The 25048-nt window shown below is 40.5% G+C and carries 19 protein-coding genes and 1 pseudogene; 9 read left to right on the forward strand and 11 right to left on the reverse strand.

The genetic code is table 11. The features are described 5' to 3' along the window. Nucleotides 1–6: 6 nt before the first annotated feature. Nucleotides 7–1785, reverse strand: a complete 1779-nt coding sequence (locus tag HMPREF2573_RS08165; protein WP_003674157.1) for a M61 family metallopeptidase — start codon at nucleotides 1783–1785, stop codon at nucleotides 7–9. Between the two features lie 402 nt (nucleotides 1786–2187). On the opposite strand from HMPREF2573_RS08165, the gene HMPREF2573_RS08170 reads away from it, so the two are divergent. From HMPREF2573_RS08170 to HMPREF2573_RS08195, 6 genes are all read left to right on the forward strand, one after another. Next, nucleotides 2188–2676: an FKBP-type peptidyl-prolyl cis-trans isomerase gene (locus HMPREF2573_RS08170; protein WP_003657752.1), complete on the forward strand. Its 489-nt coding sequence runs from the start codon at nucleotides 2188–2190 to the stop codon at nucleotides 2674–2676. A gap of 255 nt (nucleotides 2677–2931) precedes the next feature. Then, nucleotides 2932–3909, forward strand: a complete 978-nt coding sequence (locus HMPREF2573_RS08175; protein ID WP_003657753.1) for a DUF1852 domain-containing protein — start codon at nucleotides 2932–2934, stop codon at nucleotides 3907–3909. Between the two features lie 92 nt (nucleotides 3910–4001). Next, nucleotides 4002–5036 (forward strand): methionine synthase, encoded by a 1035-nt coding sequence (locus HMPREF2573_RS08180; protein ID WP_070473166.1) that lies wholly within the window; start codon nucleotides 4002–4004, stop codon nucleotides 5034–5036. A 128-nt stretch (nucleotides 5037–5164) separates the two neighbouring features. Continuing rightward, entirely contained in the window at nucleotides 5165–5698 is a 534-nt protein-coding gene (locus HMPREF2573_RS08185) for a flavin reductase family protein (protein ID WP_003657755.1), read from the forward strand. Between the two features lie 173 nt (nucleotides 5699–5871). After that, on the forward strand, nucleotides 5872–7470 hold the full coding sequence (locus HMPREF2573_RS08190) for an AbgT family transporter (protein WP_003657756.1): 1599 nt from the start codon (nucleotides 5872–5874) through the stop codon (nucleotides 7468–7470). 318 nt (nucleotides 7471–7788) lie between these two features. After that, nucleotides 7789–9309, forward strand: a complete 1521-nt coding sequence (locus HMPREF2573_RS08195) for a catalase (protein ID WP_013108127.1) — start codon at nucleotides 7789–7791, stop codon at nucleotides 9307–9309. A gap of 124 nt (nucleotides 9310–9433) precedes the next feature. Here the strand turns inward: HMPREF2573_RS08195 and nqrF are convergent, their stop codons facing one another. From nqrF to HMPREF2573_RS08225, 6 genes are read right to left on the reverse strand one after another with little or no spacing between them, the layout of a single operon-like run. After that, on the reverse strand, nucleotides 9434–10669 hold the full coding sequence (gene nqrF / locus HMPREF2573_RS08200; RefSeq protein WP_003657758.1) for an NADH:ubiquinone reductase (Na(+)-transporting) subunit F: 1236 nt from the start codon (nucleotides 10667–10669) through the stop codon (nucleotides 9434–9436). 19 nt (nucleotides 10670–10688) lie between these two features. Beyond that, the gene (gene nqrE, locus HMPREF2573_RS08205) at nucleotides 10689–11297 is read right to left on the reverse strand and encodes an NADH:ubiquinone reductase (Na(+)-transporting) subunit E (protein ID WP_003657760.1); all 609 of its coding nucleotides are present in this window, start codon (nucleotides 11295–11297) and stop codon (nucleotides 10689–10691) included. After that, nucleotides 11297–11968 carry an NADH:ubiquinone reductase (Na(+)-transporting) subunit D gene (locus HMPREF2573_RS08210; RefSeq protein ID WP_003657762.1) on the reverse strand — a complete coding sequence of 224 codons (672 nt, stop codon included), beginning with the start codon at nucleotides 11966–11968 and terminating at the stop codon, nucleotides 11297–11299. The genes nqrE and HMPREF2573_RS08210 overlap by 1 nt, the downstream gene beginning before the upstream one ends. Before the next feature lie 2 nt (nucleotides 11969–11970). After that, nucleotides 11971–12780, reverse strand: a complete 810-nt coding sequence (locus HMPREF2573_RS08215) for a Na(+)-translocating NADH-quinone reductase subunit C (RefSeq protein ID WP_003669813.1) — start codon at nucleotides 12778–12780, stop codon at nucleotides 11971–11973. Continuing rightward, nucleotides 12764–13996 (reverse strand): NADH:ubiquinone reductase (Na(+)-transporting) subunit B, encoded by a 1233-nt coding sequence (locus HMPREF2573_RS08220; RefSeq protein WP_003667194.1) that lies wholly within the window; start codon nucleotides 13994–13996, stop codon nucleotides 12764–12766. Before HMPREF2573_RS08220 ends, HMPREF2573_RS08215 begins: the two co-directional genes overlap by 17 nt. Nucleotides 13997–13998: 2 nt before the next feature. Next, nucleotides 13999–15351: a Na(+)-translocating NADH-quinone reductase subunit A gene (locus HMPREF2573_RS08225; RefSeq protein WP_003657766.1), complete on the reverse strand. Its 1353-nt coding sequence runs from the start codon at nucleotides 15349–15351 to the stop codon at nucleotides 13999–14001. Between the two features lie 528 nt (nucleotides 15352–15879). Here HMPREF2573_RS08225 and hisA point away from each other — a divergent pair. Next, nucleotides 15880–16605, forward strand: coding sequence for a 1-(5-phosphoribosyl)-5-[(5-phosphoribosylamino)methylideneamino]imidazole-4-carboxamide isomerase (gene hisA, locus HMPREF2573_RS08230; protein WP_003657767.1), 726 nt, complete (start codon nucleotides 15880–15882; stop codon nucleotides 16603–16605). Between the two features lie 133 nt (nucleotides 16606–16738). Here the strand turns inward: hisA and rnr are convergent, their stop codons facing one another. Next, nucleotides 16739–19051 (reverse strand): ribonuclease R, encoded by a 2313-nt coding sequence (gene rnr / locus HMPREF2573_RS08235; protein WP_003658464.1) that lies wholly within the window; start codon nucleotides 19049–19051, stop codon nucleotides 16739–16741. 119 nt (nucleotides 19052–19170) lie between these two features. On the opposite strand from rnr, the gene rimI reads away from it, so the two are divergent. Then, a complete protein-coding gene (gene rimI, locus HMPREF2573_RS08240; protein WP_003657769.1) occupies nucleotides 19171–19689 on the forward strand; it encodes a ribosomal protein S18-alanine N-acetyltransferase in 519 nt (172 codons plus the stop codon). Nucleotides 19690–19776: 87 nt separating this feature from the next. Here the strand turns inward: rimI and infC are convergent, their stop codons facing one another. The 3 genes and pseudogenes from infC to thrS form a co-directional block, all read right to left on the reverse strand. Next, on the reverse strand, nucleotides 19777–20274 hold the full coding sequence (infC, locus tag HMPREF2573_RS08245) for a translation initiation factor IF-3 (protein ID WP_172798033.1): 498 nt from the start codon (nucleotides 20272–20274) through the stop codon (nucleotides 19777–19779). A gap of 92 nt (nucleotides 20275–20366) precedes the next feature. Further along, nucleotides 20367–21676, reverse strand: a pseudogene (locus HMPREF2573_RS09835) (ABC transporter ATP-binding protein). Nucleotides 21677–21784: 108 nt separating this feature from the next. Continuing rightward, nucleotides 21785–23704, reverse strand: a complete 1920-nt coding sequence (thrS, locus tag HMPREF2573_RS08255) for a threonine--tRNA ligase (protein ID WP_003670852.1) — start codon at nucleotides 23702–23704, stop codon at nucleotides 21785–21787. 381 nt (nucleotides 23705–24085) lie between these two features. Here thrS and HMPREF2573_RS08260 point away from each other — a divergent pair, with 381 nt between their 5' ends. Further along, nucleotides 24086–24385: a hypothetical protein gene (locus HMPREF2573_RS08260; RefSeq protein WP_003663501.1), complete on the forward strand. Its 300-nt coding sequence runs from the start codon at nucleotides 24086–24088 to the stop codon at nucleotides 24383–24385. Nucleotides 24386–25048: the final 663 nt, after the last annotated feature.

A 25048-nucleotide genomic window follows, 5' to 3' on the forward strand; every position in this document is an offset into this window, starting at 1 on the left:
ATTAGCTCAACTTGTTAAATCAGCAAAATTCAGCCATAAACCGCCATCACCTTCAAGTTTAACTGTTTGGTGTATGGTTTTTTGGTTGTTAATGGTAAATGACAACAGTTCATCTCGCCGAAACGCGTGTACGGTTAATGGCGAGCCTGTGGTATTTTGATGCTTAACCAGCCGATTGAGCAATGCTGATGTTGCTTTTAGCCCATCAATTGCAATGATGGTATCATCATAAGATAGTCCCGCATGGCTTGCAGCAGATTGACGGCTGACATGAGTGATGGTCAGTCCATGGGCATGTTCATTAAAGCTTATGCCCCATGTTTTATGTTTATCCTGAAACTTAGCTTGAATGGCAAATTTTGTAAAATAATCAGTCAATGGTAATGGATCGACACCAATGACATAGCGATGATAAAAATCTTGCCAAGCTTCTTGCCCCATCATTTGAGCGATGATCTCGCCTAGAATCTGGGTGGTCAGCCCAAAGGGTTGGTTATTTGTTTTTATATAACAGGCTTTGATGACATCAAACAGACGATATTTGCCGTCTGTTTTATCCATCAGCATCATATCAAGCAATAAGGCAACCAATGCACCTTTATTATAGTAACTGATGCCTTGATTGTTGGTATTTTCATCGGTACGATATAGCTTAATCCAAGCATCAAAACTGGATTCTGCTACGCTTTGATGTAACAAGCCTTCTGTTTGTTGATAGCGATTAATTTGTGCCGTAATGAGTTTTAAATAGCTGGATTTATCAATCACACCTGAGACTAAAAGCATTAAATCATCAATGTAGGAAGTGAAGCCCTCAAATACCCATAAAAGTGGCGTATAAGCCTCTTCGGTGAGTGTATTGTTCATCATCACATCAGGCTTGACTGTTTTTACCCACCATGCGTGAAAATATTCATGGCTACATAGCCCAAGAAAGCGTTGATAATGCTCATTTGGGATTTGGGGTTCGTCAAAAGCAGGCATATCGCCACGAGGACTGATTAAAGCTGTTGAATTGATGTGCTCAAGTCCACCATAGTCTTTATCTGTTACCATGGTCATAAAAGTGTAATCTGCAAAGGGAGCATCGCCCAGCCAATTGACATAGCTTTGGCAAATTTTGGTTAAATCAGCCTTTAGGCGATGCAAGTTGCCATGATGGCGACCTGCCAAAAAAAATCGGTGTGGCAGGCAAGTTTTTTTATCTTTGATAATCTCAAAGCTGATTTCATCTTGGTTGCCAATTTCAAAGGGAAAGTCAAAATACTCAGAAGCTGCCAAGCCATTAAAACGATATTCAAGCCCATCACTCGTGCTGGTTTGCTCAAATTTTAAGCCACAAGCAATTGTGCATTTCAGATGGTTTGCCAAAAATGTCTTTGGTACAAACAGTGTGATATTAGCTTGAGTCTGTTTATTTGCCTCTGGAAGTAATAATAATGAGGTAAAATTTCCAAAAATACGCGTAGCATCAACGAATGCTGTACGCACTGATAGATCTCGGCAGTACACTTCATAGTGTATGGTAATATCATCACCTTGCTTGGCATTTGGCAGTACGAATGTTTTTTTGTCAATTTTTTCGGCACGATGGCGTATTAGGCTATCACCGATTTGATAATACACTGTGGTGATATTTTTACTAAATTCACGGATTAAGTAACTGCCTGCAATCCATGTTACCATAGAAAAAGCAGGAGTATCGCTTAACGCTGTGTGATGAATGCGTATATCGGCTAAATGTTCATTAAACCGCTCAAAACTAATGTGATAATTTAGGCTCATTGTCTTTTTAAAACTCATTGATGGATTAGAATTACTGTGGATTTGACCATATGACTATTTAATTAATGGCTTAATTTAATGGCAATTTGCCAAGCTCATCATGTTAAGATGAGTTTGAATGAATCATGGATTGTTTTTGGTATCAATCATTTTGGCAGTCATGACATTAAACAATGATTATATCAAAAAAAATTATATCAAAAAGATTATATCAAAAATGCCAAATAGATGAAATGACTGATTTGGTACCATAAAATATCGTATTTTTTAGAACTTTTTTATCAAGTATTGGATAAAAGGTGTTTTTTTGGCATATTTTTGCTACAATGGTAATTAAAATTTGTCATTTGACAGCTTTGGCACCCGCCTAAGCGATGGCAATTTGTTTATCAGGAATTTCTTATGACAACCATTAACAAAGATACTGTTGTACAATTCAACTATACCTTAACCAATGCCGAAGGTGAGATTCTTGACCAATCACGAGATCAGCCATTGGTATATTTGCACGGGCATCATAACATTATCCCAGGGCTTGAAAAACAGATGATGGGTAAATCAGCAGGCGATACATTTAAAGTAACGATTGCCCCTGAAGATGCTTATGGCGAATATGTTCAAGAAGCAGTACAAGAAGTACCACGAGCCAATTTTCAGGGTGTGGATAACATTGAAGTGGGTATGCAATTTCAATCACAAACGGATGATGGTCATGTGATGCTTGTCACTGTTAAAGATGTGAATGATGAGATTGTTGTGGTTGATGGTAATCATCCTTTGGCAGGCGTTGAGCTGACTTTTGATGTTGAAATTGTTGAGGTTCGTGCGGCAACAGCTGATGAAATTGCCCATGGTCACGCACATGGTGCAGGCGGTCACCAACATTCATAACTTTAAGTTAGCCTGACAAAAAACCCAAAGCATCATTTTGGGTTTTTTATTTACCATCATTGTCATAATTATTTTACAAATATGATTAACCTTATAGTTAATAATCAAGCATCCAGTTTCGTTGCAGTATTTTATGCCTGAGTAAATTGGATTAAGTGAATTTTATTCATCTTCTTTAAAAAATATTTCGCTTTTATTTAGATTAAAAATGCGGTTTAATATCTCATCTTTAAATTTTAGCCAAGAGGTAACAACATGACCACACAATTTCAATGCCGAGTGCATACTCAGCGTTTTGATGAAAACTATGAGCCAGCGACCAGCACTCGTTTGACCACCAACTTTGCCAATCTGGCTCGTGGTGAAAATCGCAAAGAAAATCTACAAAATGCCATCAGAATGATTAACAACCGTTTTAATGATTTGGCACATTGGGACAATCCGACAAATGACCGTTATTCGGTACTCATTGACATTGTGTCTATTGATGTTGATGTGGCAGGTAAGGGCGAATTTTTCTCAGGATTAGAATGGCTAAAAACATCTGTGGTTGACCATAAAACAGGCAAAACTACCCCTGGCATCATTGGCAACAGCTTTTCATCATTTGTTCGTGATTATGATTTTAGCGTATTGCTTCGTGAATATAATAAGGATAAGGCTGAATTTAGTGTGCCAGAGGGTTATGGCGATTTGCATGGCAAATTGTTCAAATTCATGATAGCATCCGAAGAATACAAAGCCCATTCCAAAAAAGCACCCGTACTGTGCCTAAGCGTGGCGACCACTCGCACTTATCACAGAACCACCAACACGCATCCGATTTTGGGCGTGGAATATGTGCAAAATGATTATTCATTGACCGATGAGTATTTTGCCAAGATGGGCTTAAAAGTGCGTTATTTTATGCCCCCAAAATCGGTTGCCCCTTATGCGTTTTATTTTGATGAAAATGCTGATTTGTTGAACGATTACACCAATTTAGAACTCATCAGCACCATCGCCACCATGGAAGCATTCCAAAAAATCTATCGCCCAGAGATTTATAATGCCAATTCGGTTGCAGGTCAGATATACAAGGGCAGCTTAACTTATGAAGATTATGCTGTGCCAAAAGTGGATTATGACCGTGTGGAGCGTAATGATTTGGCAGTCAAACAAGGCAAAATCGCCGAAGAGCAGTTTATCAAACCATATCAAGAGATTTTGGATGCTTGGCTTGCCGAAAAATAAGCGATAAGTATTAATCAATCAGCCGATGAATGTTTATCGGTTGGTTGATTAAAATTTTTGGTATAATGGCAAATTTAGTTTAGGAAAATATAATGAGCAAAATTTTACTTCCCACATCCACCGCAGGCAGTTTGCCAAAACCATCTTGGCTTGCTGAACCTGAAAAACTGTGGTCAGAATGGAAATTTGAGGGCGATGAGTTATTACAAGCCAAACAAGATGCTCTGTTGGTGTCGCTTACTGAGCAAACCCATGCAGGCATTGACATTGTCAGCGATGGCGAACAGACTCGTCAGCATTTTGTTACCACATTCATTGAGCATTTGGATGGCGTAGATTTTAATCAGCGTGAAACTGTTCGCATTCGCAACCGCTATGATGCCAGCGTGCCAAGCGTGGTAGGTGAGGTGTCTCGCCCAAAATCGGTATTTGTAGACGATGCCAAATTTTTACGCGCTCATACTGACAAACTCATCAAATGGGCATTGCCTGGCCCTATGACGATGATTGATACTTTGTATGATGGTCATTACAAAAGCCGTGAAAAGCTCGCGTGGGAATTTGCCAAAATCCTAAACGAAGAAGCCCGTGAATTAGAGGCGGCAGGCGTGGACATCATTCAGTTTGATGAACCTGCGTTTAATGTATTTTTTGATGAGGTGAATGATTGGGGTGTTGCAACCTTAGAGCGTGCCATCTCTGGGTTAAAATGCCAAACAGCGGTGCATATCTGCTATGGTTATGGCATTAAGGCAAATACCGATTGGAAGCAGACACTTGGCAATGAATGGCGACAGTACGAGGAGAGTTTCCCAAAACTTCAACAATCAAAAATTGACATTGTCTCATTAGAGTGTCAAAATTCACATGTGCCAATGGATTTGATTGAACTCATTCGTGGCAAAACCGTCATGGTGGGTGCAATTGATGTGGCAACAAACCAAATTGAAACGCCTGAGCAAGTGGCAGATACGCTTCGTAAGGCGTTACAGTTTGTGGACGCTGATAAATTATACCCATCAACCAACTGTGGCATGGCACCCTTGTCTCGCACAGTGGCTCGTGGCAAGCTCAATGCCCTAAGTGAAGGGGCGGCGATTGTTCGCCGTGAACTGCTTGGTAAATAACTAAGATTAAAACTGAGTTTGTGAAACCGTGCTTATTAGCAAAAAATTTATCATAAGTCAGTTTTGAATACAAAAATAACTTTAAGGGTGTATCAACTACATCCTTTTTAATTTTAAATGGGAAAATCATGGTAGAAAAATTAATTTTTAAAGATGCCATGGCGCGCCTAGCTACTGCTGTTCATATCGTCACTACCGATGGCGATACAGGTCGTCATGGGTTTACCGCATCGGCGGTATGTAGTGTGACAGATTCGCCACCGTCACTGCTTGTGTGTATGAATGCCAATGCTCGCTCTTATGAACATTTTATCGCCAATCAAATATTGGCAGTTAATACTTTATCCGCTGAGCAGGCACATTTATCAGATGTTTTTGCATCACCACTTGAATCAAAGGCACGATTTGAGCATGCTGATTGGAGTGTGTTAAGTACAGGCGCACCAGTTTTAACAGATGCTTTGGTTAGTTTTGATTGTGAAATTCAAACCATCCAAGATGTTGGTACGCACAGTATTTTTATTTGTAAAATTATCGCCATTCGAAAAGGTGAGAATGAAAAGCGCAGTTTGGTTTATTTTGATAGGCAATATCATAAAATAGGTCAACCAGTTGCCATTGACAGACAGCCTGCATCGCCTCAAGTTCAAAAAGTGGACTAAAAGTGATTTGATGATGAACAAGAAAAAGTTTTTAAGCCTTGGTCGTTGGCCGGGGCTTTTTTCTGTAAATGACAAAGAATAGTCAAAGATGGCATTAGATATCATACCAAAATTATTGCTATACTATGTCACTATGTTTTTTAATATTAAATCAATCTATCGGAATAAAAATCATGACTTTGCAATCACCTAATGATTTTGATCAAGCTGGTAAAACTTCCCACATGCAACGCTTTTTAAAAGGTGTTGAGTGGTTGGGGAATTTATTGCCCCATCCTGTGGTTTTATTTATTTGGATGTCGGTCATTTTACTGGGATTATCAGCCATCTTATCTGCCATGGATGTTGCTGTCATTGACCCACGCCCTGAGGGTGCCAAAGGTCGTGCTGAAGATGGCATGATTTATGTTGTCAATTTGCTCAATGGCGAAGGCTTGGCAAAAATTGTTGAAAATTTAGTCAAAAATTTTACAGGGTTTGTGCCTTTGGGTACCGTGCTGGTGGCCTTACTGGGTGTGGGTATTGCTGAGTATTCTGGAATGATTTCAGCGGCACTGCGTGGCATGGTTATGAATGCCCCCAAAAAAATAGTCACTTTAGTCGTGGTATTTGCTGGTATTATGTCAAATACTGCCGCTGAGCTTGGCTATGTGGTACTAATTCCATTGGCTGCCATGATTTTTCATGCTTTAGGAAGACACCCTTTGGCAGGTTTGGCTGCTGCTTTTGCAGGTGTTTCAGGCGGTTATAGTGCCAATTTACTGCTTGGTACGGTCGATCCATTATTATCAGGTATTAGCCAAGAAGCTGCCCGTATCATTGACCCAAATTATATGGTTGGTGCAGAAGCCAATTGGTATTTTATGGCAGTCAGTACTTTTTTAATCAGTGCCTTGGGTTACTTGGTTACTGAAAAAATTGTTGAACCCAGTCTTGGTAAATACAACCCCCATGATGCTGATGACCCTACCGTGCTTGATAATAAAATTGAGCAGTTAAATGCCCTTGAGAAAAAAGGTCTGGTTTGGGCGGGGGTAAGTATGCTGATTTTTTGTTTACTGTTGGCATGGACGGTTGTACCAGAAAATGGTATTTTAAGACATCCTGAAACAGGACTGATCGCAGGGTCGCCATTTTTACATGGTATTGTTGTATTTATTTTTGTATTTTTTGCCATCCCTGGCTATATCTATGGCAAAGTGACTGGCAGTATTAAAACAAATCAAGATGTTGTCAATGCGATGAGTCAAGCAATGAGTTCATTGAGTATGTATATTGTGCTTGTGTTCTTTGCTGCACAGTTTACCGCTTTTTTTAATTGGTCAAATTTAGGATCAGTCATGGCGGTGTCAGGTGCTAATTTTTTAAATGAGATTGGCTTAACAGGACCTTTGCTACTGATTGGATTTATTTTAATTTGTGCCTTAGTGAATTTGATGTTAGGTTCAGCATCGGCACAGTGGGCGATTACGGCACCAATTTTTATTCCGATGCTGATGCTAACAGGCTATGCACCTGAGATGATTCAGGCTGCTTACCGCATTGGCGACAGTACAACCAATATCATCACACCGATGATGAGTTATTTTGGATTAATCATGGCAGTTGCAATTCGTTATAAGAAAGATACGGGTGTTGGTACTTTAATGGCGATGATGTTACCTTATTCGATGATATTTTTGTTCGGTTGGATGCTTTTATTTTATCTTTGGGTATTTGTATTTGGTTTACCTGTCGGTCCAGGTTCGGCAACCTATTATCACATGGGCTAAATCAGAAAGACTAAAAGTTATTTGAACCTAAAAAAGAGATAATTTTTGGTTGTAAGTTAGTCATTCATTTAAAACTTATTAATTTTATTATTTTTAGTTTTATAAATTTAATTAAAGATATTTAAAATTATCGGTAGGCTCATGAATCAAATTTTGAGATAATAGCTTTGTTGGAGCAAGTTTGGCTAAATCTCTCAAGCCATTAATGGTTTATATTCAAAATATTAATGATTTGATGGCTGTTAATCAGCTGACCTAATGAGCCAACTTTCTTTGATATTCTAAAATTCATTAACCCACCGAGTAGGAAGGAAAATTATGAGTGAAATGAAATGCCCTTATGACCATACCAACTTGACCATGAGTAATGGCGCGCCTGTTATTGACAACCAAAATTCAATGACCGCAGGTGCCAGAGGGCCACTGCTTGCCCAAGATTTATGGCTCAATGAAAAACTTGCTGACTTTGCCCGTGAGGTCATTCCAGAACGCCGCATGCACGCCAAAGGCTCAGGCGCATTTGGCACATTCACGGTAACGCACGACATCACCCAATACACCCGTGCTAAGATTTTTAGCGAAGTGGGCAAAAAAACCGAAATGTTCGCTCGTTTTACCACCGTGGCAGGTGAGCGGGGGGCGGCTGATGCGGAGCGTGATATCCGTGGTTTTGCCCTAAAATTCTACACCGAAGAGGGTAATTGGGACATGGTGGGTAATAACACGCCTGTTTTCTTTTTAAGAGACCCAAAAAAATTCCCTGATTTAAATAAAGCGGTTAAACGAGACCCACGCACCAACATGCGTTCTGCCACCAATAACTGGGATTTTTGGACACTGCTGCCAGAGGCGTTTCATCAGGTGACCATTGTCATGAGCGACCGTGGCATTCCTAAATCTTATCGTCATATGCACGGCTTTGGCTCGCACACTTATAGCTTTATCAATGCTGACAATGAACGCTTTTGGGTCAAATTTCACTTTCGCACCCAACAAGGCATTGAAAATCTAACCGATGCCGAAGCTGAAATGGTGGTTGGTAAAGACCGTGAGAGCAATCAGCGTGATTTGTTTGATGCCATTGAGCGTGGCGATTTCCCAAAATGGACAATGTATGTGCAAATCATGCCAGAAACCGATGCCCAAACTGTGCCTTATCACCCATTTGATTTAACCAAAGTGTGGCCAAAAGGCGACTATCCGCTCATTGAAGTGGGTGAGTTTGAGTTAAATAAAAACCCTGAAAACTTCTTTTTAGACGTTGAACAATCCGCTTTTGCCCCAAGCAACCTAGTCCCGGGCATCAGTGTGTCCCCTGACCGCATGCTCCAAGCACGCCTATTTAACTATGCTGATGCGCAGCGTTATCGTTTGGGCGTCAATCGTAACCAAATTCCAGTGAATGCCCCACGCTGTCCTGTGTACTCAAACCAAAGAGACGGACAAGGGCGAGTGGGCGATAACTATGGCGGTCGTCCGCACTATGAACCGAACAGTTTTGGACAATGGCAAGACCAGCCGCATTTGGCTGAACCAGCATTAAAAATTCATGGCGATGCTAAGTTTTGGGATTATCGTGAGAATGATGATGATTATTTTAGCCAACCCAGAGCCTTGTTTGAGTTGATGAGCGATGAGCAAAAACAGGCGTTATTTGGTAATACGGCTCGTGCGATGGGCGATGCCCCTGATTTTATTAAATACCGCCATATCCGTAATTGCGATAAATGCCACCCTGATTATGCCATGGGTGTGGCCAAAGCGTTAGGCCTTACGGTTGAAGATGCCAAAAATGCGTATGAGAGCGACCCTGCTCGCCATCTGCCCAGCTTTTTATAATTCAGTGATAATCATAAAAGCTGTTTAGATAGAACGGCACCCCAAAAGCTAACTTTTGGGGTGTTTTTTATGGTTAAGTTCAATCATGATAAAAAATCCGCCAATAAATTGACGGATTTTGTATTTAACCACCGAAGTCATCTAATAAGATATTTTCATCTTCGACACCCAGTGATTTGAGCATACTGATGACAGCAGCATTCATAACTGGAGGCCCACACATATAGAATTCACAATCTTCTGGTGCAGGGTGATCTTTAAGATAGTTTTCATATAAGACATTGTGGATAAAGCCAGTATAACCTTCCCAGTTATCTTCAGGCTGGGGGTCTGACAGTGCGACATGCCATTCAAAGTTGTCAAATTCTTCTGCCAAGCCATCATAATCTTCAACATAGAACATTTCACGCTTTGAGCGAGCACCATACCAAAACGAGATCTTACGAGTTGATTTTAGGCGTTTTAGCTGGTCAAAAATGTGCGAACGCATAGGCGCCATACCAGCACCACCGCCGATAAAGACCATTTCGGCATCGGTATCTTTGGCAAAGAATTCACCATAAGGGCCTGATACAGTAATCTTATCACCTGGTTTTAGGCTGAATACATAAGATGACATCTTACCTGGTGGAATACTTTCAGGAGCTCTTGGCGGCGGACTTGCGATACGGATATTAAATTTAATAATACCTTTTTCTTCTGGATAGTTTGCCATTGAATAGGCACGAATGACAGGCTCATCAACTGTTGATGTGTAACGCCATAAATTAAAATTATCCCAATCTTCGTGATATTCTTTGGCGATGTCAAAGTCTTTATAATGTACAGTATGAGGCGGTGCTTCTAGTTGCACATAGCCACCAGCACGAAATGGTACAACTTCACCTTCAGGAATCTTCAAGGTCAACTCTTTAATGAATGTTGCAACATTATCATTTGAAATAACTTCACATTCCCATTTTTGTACATCAAAAAATTCTGGGTCAATCTCAATCTTCATATCTTGTTTGACTGCCACTTGGCATGCCAAACGCATATTGTCACGGATTTCACCTTGAGTAAAATGCCCCTCTTCGGTGGGCAAAATTGAACCGCCGCCTTCAGTTACTTTACAGCGACATTGCCCACATGTGCCACCGCCACCACATGCTGAAGATAAAAATATGCCTTCGTTAGCAAGGGTTTGTAGTAGCTTACCACCTGCGGGAGTAACCACATCATTATCTGGATTGTCATTAATGCGGATGGTGACATCGCCAGAACTCACCAGCTTGGAGCGAGCCACCAAAATGACAGCAACCAAGCTCATGATAATAATGGTAAACATGATAACACCGCCAATTGCGGTACCAAATTCCATGATACTTTCTCCTATCTATTTATAGCGACATACCGCCAAATGACATAAAGCCCAAGGACATAAGCCCAACGGTAATAAAGGTGATGCCAAGACCACGAAGCGGTGCAGGTACATCTGAATATTTAAGCTTTTCACGAATCCCTGCAAGTGCAGAAATCGCTAATGCCCATCCCAAACCTGACCCAATACCATATACAATAGACTCACCAAAATTATAATCACGCTCAACCATAAACAATACACCACCCATGATGGCACAGTTCACTGTAATCAAGGGTAAAAACACCCCCAAAGCGTTGTATAAAGACGGTACAAATTTATCCAAAAACATCTCTAAAATCTGTACTGTCGCAGCAATCAATGCAATATAGCTTAATAATCCCAAAAAGCTTAAATCAACATTAGGATAGCCTGCCCATGCCAAGGCACCGTCTTTTAATAAGAATTGATACAATAAGTTGTTCAATGGCACACAGATTGCCATGACGGCAATTACTGCAACACCTAAACCAATTGCCGTTGATACTTTTTTAGATACTGCCAAAAAGGTACACATGCCCAAAAAGAAAGCAAGTGCCATATTCTCAATAAATACTGAGGTGATAAATAAACTGACATAATGTCCCATCAGTGACCTCCTCCGTGTGATAAGCCTTTAGATTGAGGTTTCATGATAAATTCAGCAGCTTCTTGCTGGTCTTTTTTCCAAAGACGAATAATTGCAATAAAACCTGCAATCACAAAGAATGAAGAGGGCGGTAGTAACAACAAACCATTGGGAATATACCAGCCACCTTCGGTGATTTTTTCAAGCAAAGTAATACCAAACCAGCTGCCATTACCAATGACTTCACGGACTGTTGCCACAAAAATCAATACTGCTGAATAACCAAGTCCATTACCAATACCATCTAAAAAGCTTGGGATGGGTGGATTGCTCATGGCAAAGGCTTCAGCACGACCCATGACGATACAGTTTGTGATGATTAAGCCGACAAATACCGATAATGAACGGCTGATTTCATAAGCAAAGGCTTGTAAAATTTGGTCAACCACGATCACCAGTGAAGCGATAATCACCATTTGTACGATAATACGAATGGATGAGGGGATTTTGTTACGGATAATGGAGATAAAGAAACTTGAAAATGCTGTAACTAAGGTTAATGCGATACACATGACCAAAGCGTTTGCAACACTTGTGGTAACCGCAAGTGCTGAACAAATACCCAAAATTTGTAGTGCAATTGGGTTATTATTAAAAATTGGTGTCGTTAAAATACTTTTGGTATCAGCCATGATTATACTCCTTCACCCTTGTCTGCTTGACCAGCCCTTAGGTTGTCCAAAAATGGCTTATAACCATCTTCGCCAATCCAGTACTGAAGTAGATTATTGACACCACGGATGGTCAAGGTAGCACCACTGATGCCATCAATTTGACTCTCACGTGCGGTGCCTGATTTGACAACGGCAATTTTTCTTGAGCCGTCGTCATTATACAGCTCTTTATCCACCCATGTGGCTTGCCATTGTGCTTCTTCAATGCGTGAACCCAAGCCAGGGGTTTCTTTGTGTTGATAAAAATTAACCCCTTTAATGGTATTTAAATCTTTATCCAAGGTCAAAAGACCAAAAATTGGTCCCCATAAACCAGCACCATGAATGGGCAGCACAATTTGCTCAAGCTGACCATTGGTATCTTTTGCCAAATATACTTTGGCAAAATTTGGTTTGCCTCCAATTTTGGCAATATCATTTGTTAATGAAGTAGATAGGCTGGGTGTGCGAGCTGCTTTTGAGACATTGTAGCTATTGACATCACTGATACCAGACGCCATAATTTCTTGCTCTGTTGCAAATTGACCTGTTTGTAGATTGACCAAGCGTATTTCAAAATCAGCAAAACGCTCTGCAATGACATCGGCTGACTCTGTTTCTGGGTCGTACATATCTGCCGCCATCAAGATATTTTTATTCAAATCCAGACGGGCGTTTTCTTGCTGCTTTGGCTTAAGACCAACAGCAACCGCAGAAACCATGACCGAACAGACCAAGCACAAAATCAGTGCCGTGGCTGCGGTACTTACATTATTATTCTTGGTTGACATGGCTTAATCTCCGTGCGTTTTGGCGTTTGATATTAGCTTGAGTGACAAAATAGTCAAACAGTGGGGCAAACAAGTTGGCAAACAAGATGGCTAACATGATACCCTCTGGAAAAGCAGGGTTTGCCACACGGACAGCCACCGTCATAACACCGATAAGTAGACCGTAGCACCAGCGACCAATGTTAGTATGGGCAGCTGAAACAGGGTCGGTTGCCATAAATACTGCACCAAACATAAAGCCACCAATCACCAAGTGCCAATGAGCAGGTAGGCTCATCATCACATTTTTGTCTGAACCAAACACATTAAACAGTAAGGCAGTAACAACCAAACCAATGACTGAGCCTGCAATCACACGCCAAGAAGCAATGCGAGTCCAAAGAAGTCCAACCATACCAATTAAGATGGCAAGTGTTGACACTTCACCGATTGAGCCTTGCATATTACCCAAAAATGCATCCATCCAAGTGATGGTCTGACCGTAGGCATCGACAAACTGATCTGGGCTAACGCCTATGGCAGCTAGACCTAATGGCGTTGCACCCGAAAAGCCATCTATAGCGGTCCAAATGGCATCGCCTGACATATAAGCAGGATAGCTAAAGTACAAAAATGCCCGACCTGCCAAGGCAGGGTTAAGAAAGTTTTTGCCTGTGCCACCAAATACTTCTTTAGCAACCACAACCCCAAAAGTGATGCCTAAAGCTACTTGCCATAACGGAATATCTGGGGGGAGCGAGAGTGCGAATAATACTGAAGTCACAAAGAAGCCTTCATTAACTTCATGACCACGCACAACCGCAAAAATAATCTCCCAAAGAATGCCGACCGCAAAAGTTACGGCATAAATGGGTAAAAATTGCATCGCCCCATAAACAAAACTTGCCCAAATACTATTTGGGTCATAGCCTGCCATATTCGTGATGATGGTACGCCAGCCTTCTGGTGTAATCCCCATGGCTTGGATGGCACTTAGTGCCTGAAATCCGACATTATACATACCCCAAAACATCGCTGGGAATGTACAAAGCCAAACGGTAATCATGATACGCTTTAGGTCGACGCCGTCACGCACATGCGATGCACTATAAGTTTGAGATGATGGCTGACGAAAGAAAGTGTCAAACATCTCAAATACAGCATAATATTTTTCGTACTTGCCACCTTTGGTAAAGGATGGCTCCATACGGTCAAAGATATTGTGAATGAACTTCATGGTTAGCCTTCCTGCTCAATACGGGTCAAGTTATCACGCAAAATATCACCGAACTCATATTTGCCTGGCGATACGAAAGTACACAGTGCCAAATCTTCTTCATCAAGCTCAAGTGCACCCAATTCAACCGCACTGATGATATCTTCGACAATCAAAGCACGCAGTAGCTGGGTAGGTAGATAGTCTTGAGGCATGACAGTTTCAAATAAGCCGATTGGTACCATGGCACGAGGCGAGCCGTTGGTACTGGTCGTAAAATCGTATTTTTTGCCTTTAAAAAACTGTGAAATATAAATTGGCAATTTTGAAAAACGATTTGCCCCTGGTGTAAAAAAGTGAAGTGCAGGGCGTTCACGACCTTCGGTAAGTACAGAGACTTGATTATGAAAGCGGCCCAAAAATGCCGTAGCACCAACAGCTGTGCGACCTGATAGAACAGAGCCTGAAATGACACGGTTATCGTCGCCGTTGAGTTCACCTTGGGTCAATTCGGTCAAATCAGCACCTCGAGTGGTACGCACCAAGCGAGGATTGGCCACTGCTGGACCTGCCAAACTGATCAGACGCTCTGTGTAAATGCGACCTGTGGTAAATAGCTTACCAATGGCGATGACATCTTGATAATTAATCGTCCAAACTAAGCTGCCTCGTGCCAAAGGGTGTAAAAAGTGAATGTGCGTACCTGCGTTGCCTGCTGGATGTACACCAGTAAACCCTTCATAGATGGTATCGTTACCGTCAGCGGTTTTACTTAAGGTCTCAGGTACAATATCACCATGACAGACATAGGTTTTTGGGGATAGCGTTGATAAAATTGCCAAGCCATCATTAAATGCTTGTATTTCTTCAAATAATACGGTGGCAGGGTCAACAGCCAAAGGATTGGTATCTGTTGCCGTCACAAAAATGGCAGAAGGTATGCTATTAATTTCTGGTGTACGGCTAAAAGGACGAGTGCGTAGGGCGGTCCATTCACCTGAAGCGACCAACTGCTCAACAACTGTCTTGCGATCCAGCATTGACAAATCTTCAGAGCGATAAGCATTAAAAGTGATTTCTTCACTTGCATTTGGATCGACGGCGATGACCAAGCTTTCAAATACTCGTCGTTCGCCACGATTGACAGCAACGACAGTGCCGCCAACTGGTGCTGTATAAAGGACGCCTGCTCGTTTTTTGTCTTCGTAAAGCACCTGTCCTTTGGTGACCTTATCACCTTCTTTGACATGCATGGTCGGACGCATGCCGACATAATCGTAGCCGACTAACGCCACCTTAGTGGGCGTGTGCTCGCTAATCTGCTTGGAGGGCTCGCCAGTGATTGGCAGATCCAAGCCTTTTTTGATGGTAATCATAAGCGGATACTTAAATTAAGACCAAAACATACCAGCCTTCACCAAGTGGTGATTAATTGGCTGGACACCAAGTTTCCTAAAAACATCCAAAGCCGTGCGACCGATGAGTGGCGGGCTGATTTTGTCTAAAGGAGTCAGTATGAAACTTTGATGAACTTTGAAAAAAATTGGCAACTGACTTTATTGCTCAATTCTTGCCAAAAAAACGATTGTTCACACCATTAATCTAACAATTATACGCTAAAACGCTCAAAATTTACAGTCTTAAAGACAATTTCTATGGCAAAAATTCATGAAAATATTTGAAAAATCAATGAATGACAGTCAAAAAGATGAAACATTTACCCAATGAATTAAGTGGTATTTTGATTGAATAAGTTGCCTAATTATTAAGATATCGCTCGCTATTTTTGAGTAATGCCACCTCATTTTGGATAAAAACTGGCAAATTGTCCATGAAAAATCAGTCAATAACTGCTAAAATACCTTCCTTAATTTGACACAATTTTAAGGAAAATTCAGATGTCTATGCTGATTATACCCGCCATTGACCTCAAAGATGGTCAATGTGTTCGTCTCAAGCAAGGTCGCATGGAAGATGATACGGTTTTTGGGAGTGATCCTGTTGCAATGGCAAGCCAATGGGTCGCCCAAGGTGCACGCCGTCTGCACTTAGTGGATTTAAATGGTGCATTTGATGGCGTACCTGTGCATAAAGATGTGGTGACTGCCATTGCCAAAGCACATCCGCAGTTGCCCATTCAGCTTGGTGGTGGCGTGCGTAGTCTTAGCACCATTGAGCATTATTTGGCAGCTGGGCTAGACTTCATCATCATTGGTACTAAAGCGGTTGAAGCACCTGAATTTGTAGAAGAGGCGTGTCGTGAATTTGCAGGGCATATTATTGTAGGTATTGATGCCAAAGATGGTATGGTGGCAACGCATGGCTGGGCTAATGTTACTGATATCAAGGCAACCGAGCTTGCCAAGCGTTTTGCTAATGCTGGCGTGTCAAGTATCGTCTATACCGATATCGCCAAAGATGGCATGATGCAGGGTGTGAATATCGAACAGACGGTTGAGTTGGCTAGCTTTAGTGGTCTGCCAGTCATCGCATCTGGCGGCGTAACCAATCTTGATGACATCGTGGCACTCAAGCCATATGGCGATTATCTGTTGGGTGCGATTACGGGTCGTGCGATTTATGAAGGGACATTGAATTTGTCGGTAGCACAAGCACTCTTGGATGCGTAATTTGATGACTTACACTACCCTGAATATGATTTTTCAGGGTAGTTTTTGATTTGTCAATGCCCTTGGTGTGTTTGATTGGCTGTTAAGCTTGCCCAAATGCACAGCAGGCAAGCTTTGAATGATTTTGATCAGATTATTTTGACTTATTTGATTTTCGGCGATGCTTTTTAGACCTCTCATTTTTGGTATCTGATTTGTCATTGGTAGGCTTAGAGGGTATCATTTGGCTGTCGCCATTTTTGTCAATACGATTTAATTGCTCAATTAAGCAAAAATCAATTTGTAATAAATCCATATTGACGCCAGCAACTTGAATAATAAGCCCATCACCCAAGCCAAATCTTGAGCCTCGTTCACCAATAAGCTTTTGTTCACGCTCATCGTAAGTAAAATATTCATCACCCAGTTGTGAGATGTGAATTAATCCTTCAATAAACAACGCATCCAGCGTCACAAATAAGCCAAAATTGGTCACTGTGGTTACCGTTGCATTAAACTCATCGCCAATATGTCGCTGCATATAATGACATTTTAGCCAAGTTTCAACATCACGAGCAGCCTCTTCAGCACGCCGTTCTGTCAAACTGGTTTGCTCGCCTGCATCATCTAAAGAGCGATAAATGGGTGTTGCAGGTTTTTGGTGAGTCACCTTATCTTTGATGGCACGATGTAGCATCAAATCAGGGTAACGGCGGATTGGGCTGGTAAAATGACTATATTCATCATAAGCCAAGCCAAAATGCCCAATATTATCAGGGCTATAATTTGCTTGCATCATTGAGCGTAACAACATACTATGAATACTGATGGCATCAGGTCGGTCGGCAGTGGCTTTGATAATTCTTTGATAGTCTTCATGCGTTGGTGCTTCACTCGGAAAGCTTAGCCCAAAACTTTTAACATATTCATGTAGCCGTGCTGATTTTTCATCATTAGGCTTATCATGATTGCGGTATAAAACGGGTAATTCATGTTTGAGCGAAAAATTGGCAGCACAAGTATTGGCAAGTAGCATCATCTCCTCGATGAGCTTATGTGCATCGCCTCGGGTGCGTGCCACAATATCGATGATATCTCCTTGTTTGTCAAACTTAATGTAAGTTTCTGCGGTTTCAAATGCCATCGCACCACGATTTTCACGGCGTGCATCGAGTACCAAATAAAGCTGGTGTAAGGTATCGATGGATTTTAGCACTGCACTATTACGCACCAGTTCATCAGGTAGGGTTTCATTGGTTGGGTCATTGAAATAGGCATTGACTTGATTATAGGTCAATCTGGCTTGTGAGTGCATGATGGCAGGATAAAATTCATAACCTGTCACTTTGCCCGCCCGTGATAATTTAATATCAGCCACCATACATAAGCGGTCTACCTTGGGATTGAGTGAACATAAACCATTTGATAATGCCTCTGGCAGCATTGGAATCACACGGTGAGGAAAATAAACAGAGGTTCCTCGTGCATAAGCATCTTGGTCAAGTGCTGATTGCGGTGTGACATAATGACTGACATCAGCGATGGCAACAACAACACGATAATTACCGCCAGCGCGTTTTTCAGCATAAACTGCATCATCAAAATCACGAGAGTCTTCCCCGTCAATAGTAATCAGGGGAAGATGACGCAAATCCACACGATTTTTAAAGTCTGCATCGGTTGGCTCGTCAAACTTTGAGGCTTGTGTTAAAGCGGCTTGGCTAAATTCATGTGGAATACCATAATTATACAGTGTGGTTTCAATAATTAATTCACGGTCGTTTAAGCTGGTTAAAAGCTCAGTAATTTTACCAGTAGCAAATTCTTGATAAGTGGGTAAATCAATCAAGGAAACCTTCACATCATCACCAACGGCTGCATTCATTGTTTGGACATTCTCAGCGGTGACAGTAATAGGCTGATGGGCATTAGCACCTGATAATTGTACAAAATAACCCTCATCATCCAAGCTTAATTTACCGATAAACTCAAGTTGGCTCTGTTTAATCACTTGAATAATGCGTGCTTCAGTCTTGCCACGATACTCTGTTGCTACCGCTTCAACGGTATCACCATCAAACACAAGACGCATCTGCTTTTCGTGTAAAAATAAATCTGGCATATCGTCAAGTATAACAAAACCAAAACCTTTGGGATTGCAAGAAACTTGACCTGTTAATATGGTTGGCAATGGTGCGATGCTAAAATGGATGCCATCGATACGCTCAAGTTGCCCATCACGGAGCATGGCCTTAAGGCGGTTGGTGAGAGCAAAAAATTTATCTTCATCATCCAAAAACCCAAAGTGTATGGCAAGCGTTTCTTGCGTGGCAGGCTTACCTTGATTGGTGATATCCGCCACGGTTTGTAGAATCAATAGGCGTGAGGGAATGGGATTTTGATATTTTGATGCTTCAATATCAGCATTGGGGTCATTCCATTTGGTTTTTTTTGTTGTTTGAGTCATCGCTGGGCTACCTAACTGCTTATACCTAATATTTTTTTAAATTGACTATTGCATAAATTGTCTTTATTGTATCATAAAGCTAAAAGTTATGTGCGTTATCTGTGTTTTGGAGTGTGGCTGTGAATTATTTGGCTATCAAAAAATCAGAACTTTCTGAGAGTGATTTTAACTATCTGTGTCAAAAGATTGCGGAGATTGAGCAGCTTGTTATGCATGGCGATGCTTGGCATGCACAAGCAATTGCAGAGATGATGGGTCAATTTGGTACACAAATGTTAATACAGACAGATCATAGTAAATCTGATATTGATTGGAGAATGATGACGATTAAGGGATATTGTATTTATCAGCGTGTCTTTGAAAATAGTGAGCTACATCGTATTGGCACTCATCCAAATTTTCAAAGACAAGGGGTCGCCACTCAGCTAATGACTGGGTTGATTGCTGAGGTGATGCATGCCAAATGCCAACAACTGTTATTGGAGGTACGCAGTGATAATACCACCGCTATTACGCTTTATCAAAGCTTAGGATTTTTACGATTTGGTGTGCGTAAAAACTATTATCGTTTTGGTAATCAAAGTATAGATGCACTGATCATGCGTTTGGGTTTTGAAGATACCAACCATCATGTTTAGCGTGATAACCAGTCTTTTAATGAGATTTAGTATCGAAGCTTCAACACTCCGATACTATGGTGATCAATTCTGTGTCTGATGGTATGCCTATTTTTTCTTGGCAGGACCTAACAGCATGCCCATTTGGCGGCCTTCTACCTTAGGAGCTTGCTCAACGATGGCAATCTCAGCGGTATCTTCGATGATGCGATCAAGTTGAGCTTTACCAATTTCTTGGTGGGCCATTTCACGGCCACGGAAGCGAATACTGATTTTGACTTTGTCTTTATTTTCTAGAAATTCAACAATTTTACGCAATTTGACTTGATAGTCAGCTTCTTCAGTACCGGGACGCAGTTTAATTTCACGGACTTGAGTCTGCTTTTGATTCTTTTTGGCTTCTTTAGCTTTTTGTTTTTGTTCGTACAAATAGCGTTTATAATCCATAATTTTGCAGACAGGCGGTTTTGCATCAGCAACAATCTCAACCAAATCCAAATTTACATCCAAAGCAGCTTTTAGGGCAGTTTGAATGTCTACCACGCCCATTTGTTCGCCATCTTCTTTGACTAAGCGAACTTCTTTGGCACGGATTTCTTCATTGATGTTTAAACGGTTTGACGGTTTAATGGGTCATACTCCAAATAAAAAGATAGACCCTTATTTTACTTAAAAATGACAGGGATTTCAAGAGATTTTTAATGTCTGACTTCAACAACCAACCTTTGTCTTGCCAATTCATTGATTAACTCATCAAGATGACTTTTGTTGATGCCATCCAAATTTGCGTCCCATTCATCAAGAATGATGACATCAACATCGCTTATATTGTTATTAATTTGCATTAATTGAGATGATAATTTTTGACCTGTGGACTTTTTATGATTTTGATGAAAAAATAAATCATGGCTGACAGGCAAATAAAAAGCCCTGTTTGATAATAATGTTTTTAAATACAACAAAAAACTGCTTTTACCTGCCCCATTACGCCCTTTAATCGTCATTCTGCCATTTTTTGGCAAATGATTTAAATCAAAATCACTCAATGGCATGTTATTAACAAAAATCTCTTTAAAGTTAATTCTGCTTAATATGTCAATATCAGGCATATTTAACGAATTTTGCAAACCAATAAATCTGGCTTTAATGCCAGAAAAATTGGTTTGGTGGAAAACAAGTACCTGTCCCATTTGCAATAGCTGTATTTGTCTTGGTAATGTTGCAACCAACAATGATAAAAATACATAATCATTGTGGTGTTTGATAAATAAACAATCAAGCCCAATACAGGAATCATAAACAAAATCATACCAAAACTAGAAATTAATTGATTGAATGATTGGCTGTGAATATGATATTTTTTTGAGCGGTTAAAATTCTTTTTATAAATACGGTTAAAAATACCCACATTATATTGATTAAAAATAATCACATTGTCCCAAATTTTATTCAAAATGGCAATAAAATATATTCTGGATTTTTGAGATATTTTTGACATCTTAGATATTTGATTTTTATGGTAAAAAATAAAAAATTCCACCAATAAAAATCCAACAGCATACGCCACCAATAAATCATAATCAAGAAAAAATCCCAAGACTAAGATGTTAATCAATAAATTTAAAATCAGTGCCACACCATCAAATGCAAAGTCCAGCATGTCATCTATCACTGATTTACTCTCTTGACTAACAAAAACGGTGCTTTGGTCTTTGAGTTCTTTATTATTCAGCAAGACAGTTTTGCCAAAAAAAGTTGTCGTAAATTTTTGCACATAATTATTTAGTAGGTTAAATTTTGATTTTTCTAAATAAATGGTGGCAAAATAAGCAGGGACATAAACAATGATTAACGATAAAACAAAACCAGATAAATTTAGCAAAAAATCATCATTTTTAGCAATGTCTATGGCAAGATTGGCAATAAAATAGGTGGATAAGCCAACAATCATTTGTTGAATGAGTAAATAAATAAAGCAAAGGTATAATGATGGTGTGATGATTTTCATGATATCAATAAAGACAAATGGGTTGTCAACAAAATAATTTCGTTAAACATGGTTTTAAAAAATCCATTCAATGTCTTGAATGGATTTTTCTTAATAAACTTATTCTGTTTAAAAATTTAGCCGACCTTTTTTCTCAATCGCCCCATCTAATATTTTGATAAAGTCGTCAAGGTTCATACTGCCTAAGTTATCGCCCGTGCGAGTACGCACATTGACCGTGCCAGATTCCACTTCTTTATCACCCAAAATCAGCATAAACGGAATGCGTTCTAAGGTGCGTTCACGGATTTTAAAGCCAATTTTTTCGTTACGCAAATCACTGATGGCACGATAGCCTTTGGCATTTAGCTTGCTAACCACATCGCCCACGCTGTCAGCTTGCTTGTCGGTGATGTTCATCACAACCACTTGCTGAGGGGCAAGCCACGTAGGGAAGAGACCTGCATAATGTTCAATCAAAATGCCAATGAAGCGTTCAAATGACCCCAAAATCGCACGGTGGAGCATGACAGGGCGTTCACGCTCGCCTGATTCTCCCACAAACTCAGCGTTCAAGCGTTCAGGTAGGTTAAAGTCCAACTGTAATGTGCCACATTGCCAAACCCGTCCGATGCAATCTTGTAGGCTAAACTCAATCTTAGGACCATAAAACGCCCCTTCGCCTGCTTGTAGCTCCCAGTCAAGCCCAGCGTTATCTAAGGCGTCGGCTAGGGCTTGTTCTGCCAAGTCCCACAACTCGTCCGCCCCCACCCGTTTTTCTGGGCGAGTGGACAGCTTCATTTGAATGTGGTCAAATCCAAAGTCTTTATACACATCAAGGGTAAGTTTGATAAAATTAAGGGCTTCTTGCCTGATTTGGGCATTGGTGCAAAAGATGTGGGCATCGTCTTGGGTAAAGCCACGCACACGCATGATGCCATGCAAAGACCCTGATGGCTCGTTGCGGTGGCATGAGCCAAACTCAGCCAAGCGTAGGGGCAAATCACGGTAGGATTTTAAGCCTTGATTAAACACCTGCACATGACAAGGGCAGTTCATCGGTTTGATGGCGTAATCTCGTTTTTCGCTGGCGGTGGTGAACATCATCTCGCCATAGTTATCCCAATGCCCTGATTTTTCCCATAAGCTTCTGTCCACAATTTGCGGGGTTTTGATTTCAAGATAGCCGTTGTCTTTTTGTACTTTTCGCATATATTGTTCAAGTACTTGCCAGATTGTCCAGCCATTGGGGTGCCAAAACACCATGCCGGGGGCTTGCTCTTGCATGTGAAATAAGTTCAAGGCTTTACCGATTTTGCGATGGTCTCGCTTTTCGGCTTCTTCTAGGCGTTGTAAGTAGGCTTTAAGCTGTTTTTTGTCCGCCCATGCTGTGCCATAGATGCGTTGCAATTGTTCGTTTTTGGCGTCGCCACGCCAGTACGCACCGCTCATTTTGGTGAGTTTAAACGCCTTTAAAAAGCGAGTGTTGGGCACATGTGGGCCTCGGCACATGTCAATGTATTCTTGATGGTGATACAAGCCCATGTGGGTTTCATCAGGCATGTCCTCCACCAAGCGAAGTTTATAAGTCTCACCACGCTCCAAAAAGGTTTTGATGACTTCATCTCGTGGGGTCATTTTTTTGATGACATCATAATCTTGGTTGATGAGTTCTGTCATGCGAGCTTCAATCTTTGCCATGTCATCAAGGGTAAAAGGGCGTTCGCTATAAATGTCGTAATAAAAGCCATCATCAATGACAGGCCCGATGACCATTTTAACATCAGGGTAGAGCTGTTTGACCGCATGACCTAAAAGGTGGGCGGTTGAATGACGGATAATCTCCACGCCTGCATCATCTTTTGGGGTGATTATCTCTACCGTGGCATCGGTGGTGATGGGGTCGCTGGCATCGACCAACCGACCATTCACCCGACCTGCCACGGTGGCCTTGGCAAGCCCAGCACCGATACTTTGAGCCACTTGCATCACGGTGGTGTTACCGTCAAATTGTTTGATACTACCATCAGGTAGGGTAATTGCGACCATAATATTGCCTTAGTACCTTGATTAAAAATCTATTTATTAAGAATATGTTTGTTGATTGATATTCTCACCGCCAAACAAACTGATTAAAATTAATTTATAATATCTTTAAATTAATTTTCAAAAATGATAGACATCATTTGTAAAAAACTTAAATTAAAAGAGTATAAAATACTGGATTATAACAAAGTTTTTTATTGGTGGCGATAACTAAATGAGCGTATAATATGAATTTTGAGACATCATAAGTAATTTTATAAAATATTTTGCTTCTGGCAATTATGCTGGCGTACATCCAACCATCGTGCTGGTCTAATAAAACTGGGTCAGCGTTGGAGCATTCCCAATATTGCATTACCAAAATAACCTTTAAGGAGTAATTTTATGCATCGTATTTCTCTTGGGTATTTTACAGAAACTGATACAGATAAGCTACACGCTGCTTTTGATATTGATGGAGAATTTATGAGAGTTCTTGCTAAAGATTATTTAGAAGATGGATGTGTGGAAATGTACACGAAACAAGATAGTTCTTGGTTTTTTGATAGCTACATTGCTTTACAAAATAATTTTCCCTTTGATATAAGTATGGAAATTCTTGAAAAGATAAATATAGATCAAGTCTTTGGTGTATTTTGGGTTAATTATGAAAAAGATCTTGTCTGCAAAAAAGAGAAATACTAACTGTTGTTGATGATTTTTATATTGAAAAATTTCCATGGGAAGGTTAATAGGCGCTAAAAGCTTATAAATATAGCCTTGATTGCAATGAAAACCTTATATTTTTACAGTATTTTATTGGGTTTCTTATTAAAAATATTTTTATAAAAGTCTTATTTTTGATAATTTAATTTATCTCAAATATAAACTAAAATAAATAAAAATGGCAATATCTCCAAACTAAGATTACTGCTTATTATGGTTAGATATAGAAACTGCCACTTCTTTTGCTTAAATAGCCACAATAGCCACCACAAAACAGGCATTATATGAACAAGAAATAGCAATTATTCAAGGCGGAGCTCTTAGAATTGGGGGTGCGTGCTCTTCTTTGTATTCAAGTTCCCCAATGTCAAACACCTCATCCATTGGAAAAATAAATAACTATTTTAAAAAATAAAGTAAAAGACTATAAAAAAGAGCATCTAAGCGTTTTAGGTCAAGTTAATCCAGCTTATCTAGAAGACCAGGTAGCAAATGGTGGAGCTTTGATTTATATTGGTAAATTAACTGTAAAAACATTAGGTAAATTTGCAAACAAATCTCAAGCCAAGACAACATCCAAAACCACCTGAACTAAAAGCAGATCCTGCCCCACCGCAGGCACACTCATTCACACCATCCATG

Origin of the sequence: Moraxella sp. HMSC061H09, assembly GCF_001809255.1 — a bacterium.
GTDB classification, from domain to species: Bacteria; Pseudomonadota; Gammaproteobacteria; order Pseudomonadales; family Moraxellaceae; genus Moraxella; species Moraxella catarrhalis.

Bases quoted from the DNA above. Each gene is read 5' to 3' on its own strand.
- HMPREF2573_RS08185 (WP_003657755.1), top strand. From the start codon at position 5,165: ATGGTAGAAAAATTAATTTTTAAAGATGCCATGGCGCGCCTAGCTACT.
- thrS (WP_003670852.1), bottom strand. From the start codon at position 23,704: ATGGTCGCAATTACCCTACCTGATGGTAGTATCAAACAATTTGACGGT.
- HMPREF2573_RS08225 (WP_003657766.1), bottom strand. From the start codon at position 15,351: ATGATTACCATCAAAAAAGGCTTGGATCTGCCAATCACTGGCGAGCCC.
- hisA (WP_003657767.1), top strand. From the start codon at position 15,880: ATGCTGATTATACCCGCCATTGACCTCAAAGATGGTCAATGTGTTCGT.
- HMPREF2573_RS08215 (WP_003669813.1), bottom strand. From the start codon at position 12,780: ATGTCAACCAAGAATAATAATGTAAGTACCGCAGCCACGGCACTGATT.
- HMPREF2573_RS08190 (WP_003657756.1), top strand. From the start codon at position 5,872: ATGACTTTGCAATCACCTAATGATTTTGATCAAGCTGGTAAAACTTCC.
- HMPREF2573_RS08195 (WP_013108127.1), top strand. From the start codon at position 7,789: ATGAGTGAAATGAAATGCCCTTATGACCATACCAACTTGACCATGAGT.
- HMPREF2573_RS08180 (WP_070473166.1), top strand. From the start codon at position 4,002: ATGAGCAAAATTTTACTTCCCACATCCACCGCAGGCAGTTTGCCAAAA.
- HMPREF2573_RS08220 (WP_003667194.1), bottom strand. From the start codon at position 13,996: ATGAAGTTCATTCACAATATCTTTGACCGTATGGAGCCATCCTTTACC.
- nqrE (WP_003657760.1), bottom strand. From the start codon at position 11,297: ATGGGACATTATGTCAGTTTATTTATCACCTCAGTATTTATTGAGAAT.
- HMPREF2573_RS08260 (WP_003663501.1), top strand. From the start codon at position 24,086: ATGCATCGTATTTCTCTTGGGTATTTTACAGAAACTGATACAGATAAG.
- HMPREF2573_RS08175 (WP_003657753.1), top strand. From the start codon at position 2,932: ATGACCACACAATTTCAATGCCGAGTGCATACTCAGCGTTTTGATGAA.
- rnr (WP_003658464.1), bottom strand. From the start codon at position 19,051: ATGACTCAAACAACAAAAAAAACCAAATGGAATGACCCCAATGCTGAT.
- nqrF (WP_003657758.1), bottom strand. From the start codon at position 10,669: ATGGAATTTGGTACCGCAATTGGCGGTGTTATCATGTTTACCATTATT.
- HMPREF2573_RS08210 (WP_003657762.1), bottom strand. From the start codon at position 11,968: ATGGCTGATACCAAAAGTATTTTAACGACACCAATTTTTAATAATAAC.
- HMPREF2573_RS08170 (WP_003657752.1), top strand. From the start codon at position 2,188: ATGACAACCATTAACAAAGATACTGTTGTACAATTCAACTATACCTTA.
- HMPREF2573_RS08165 (WP_003674157.1), bottom strand. From the start codon at position 1,785: ATGAGCCTAAATTATCACATTAGTTTTGAGCGGTTTAATGAACATTTA.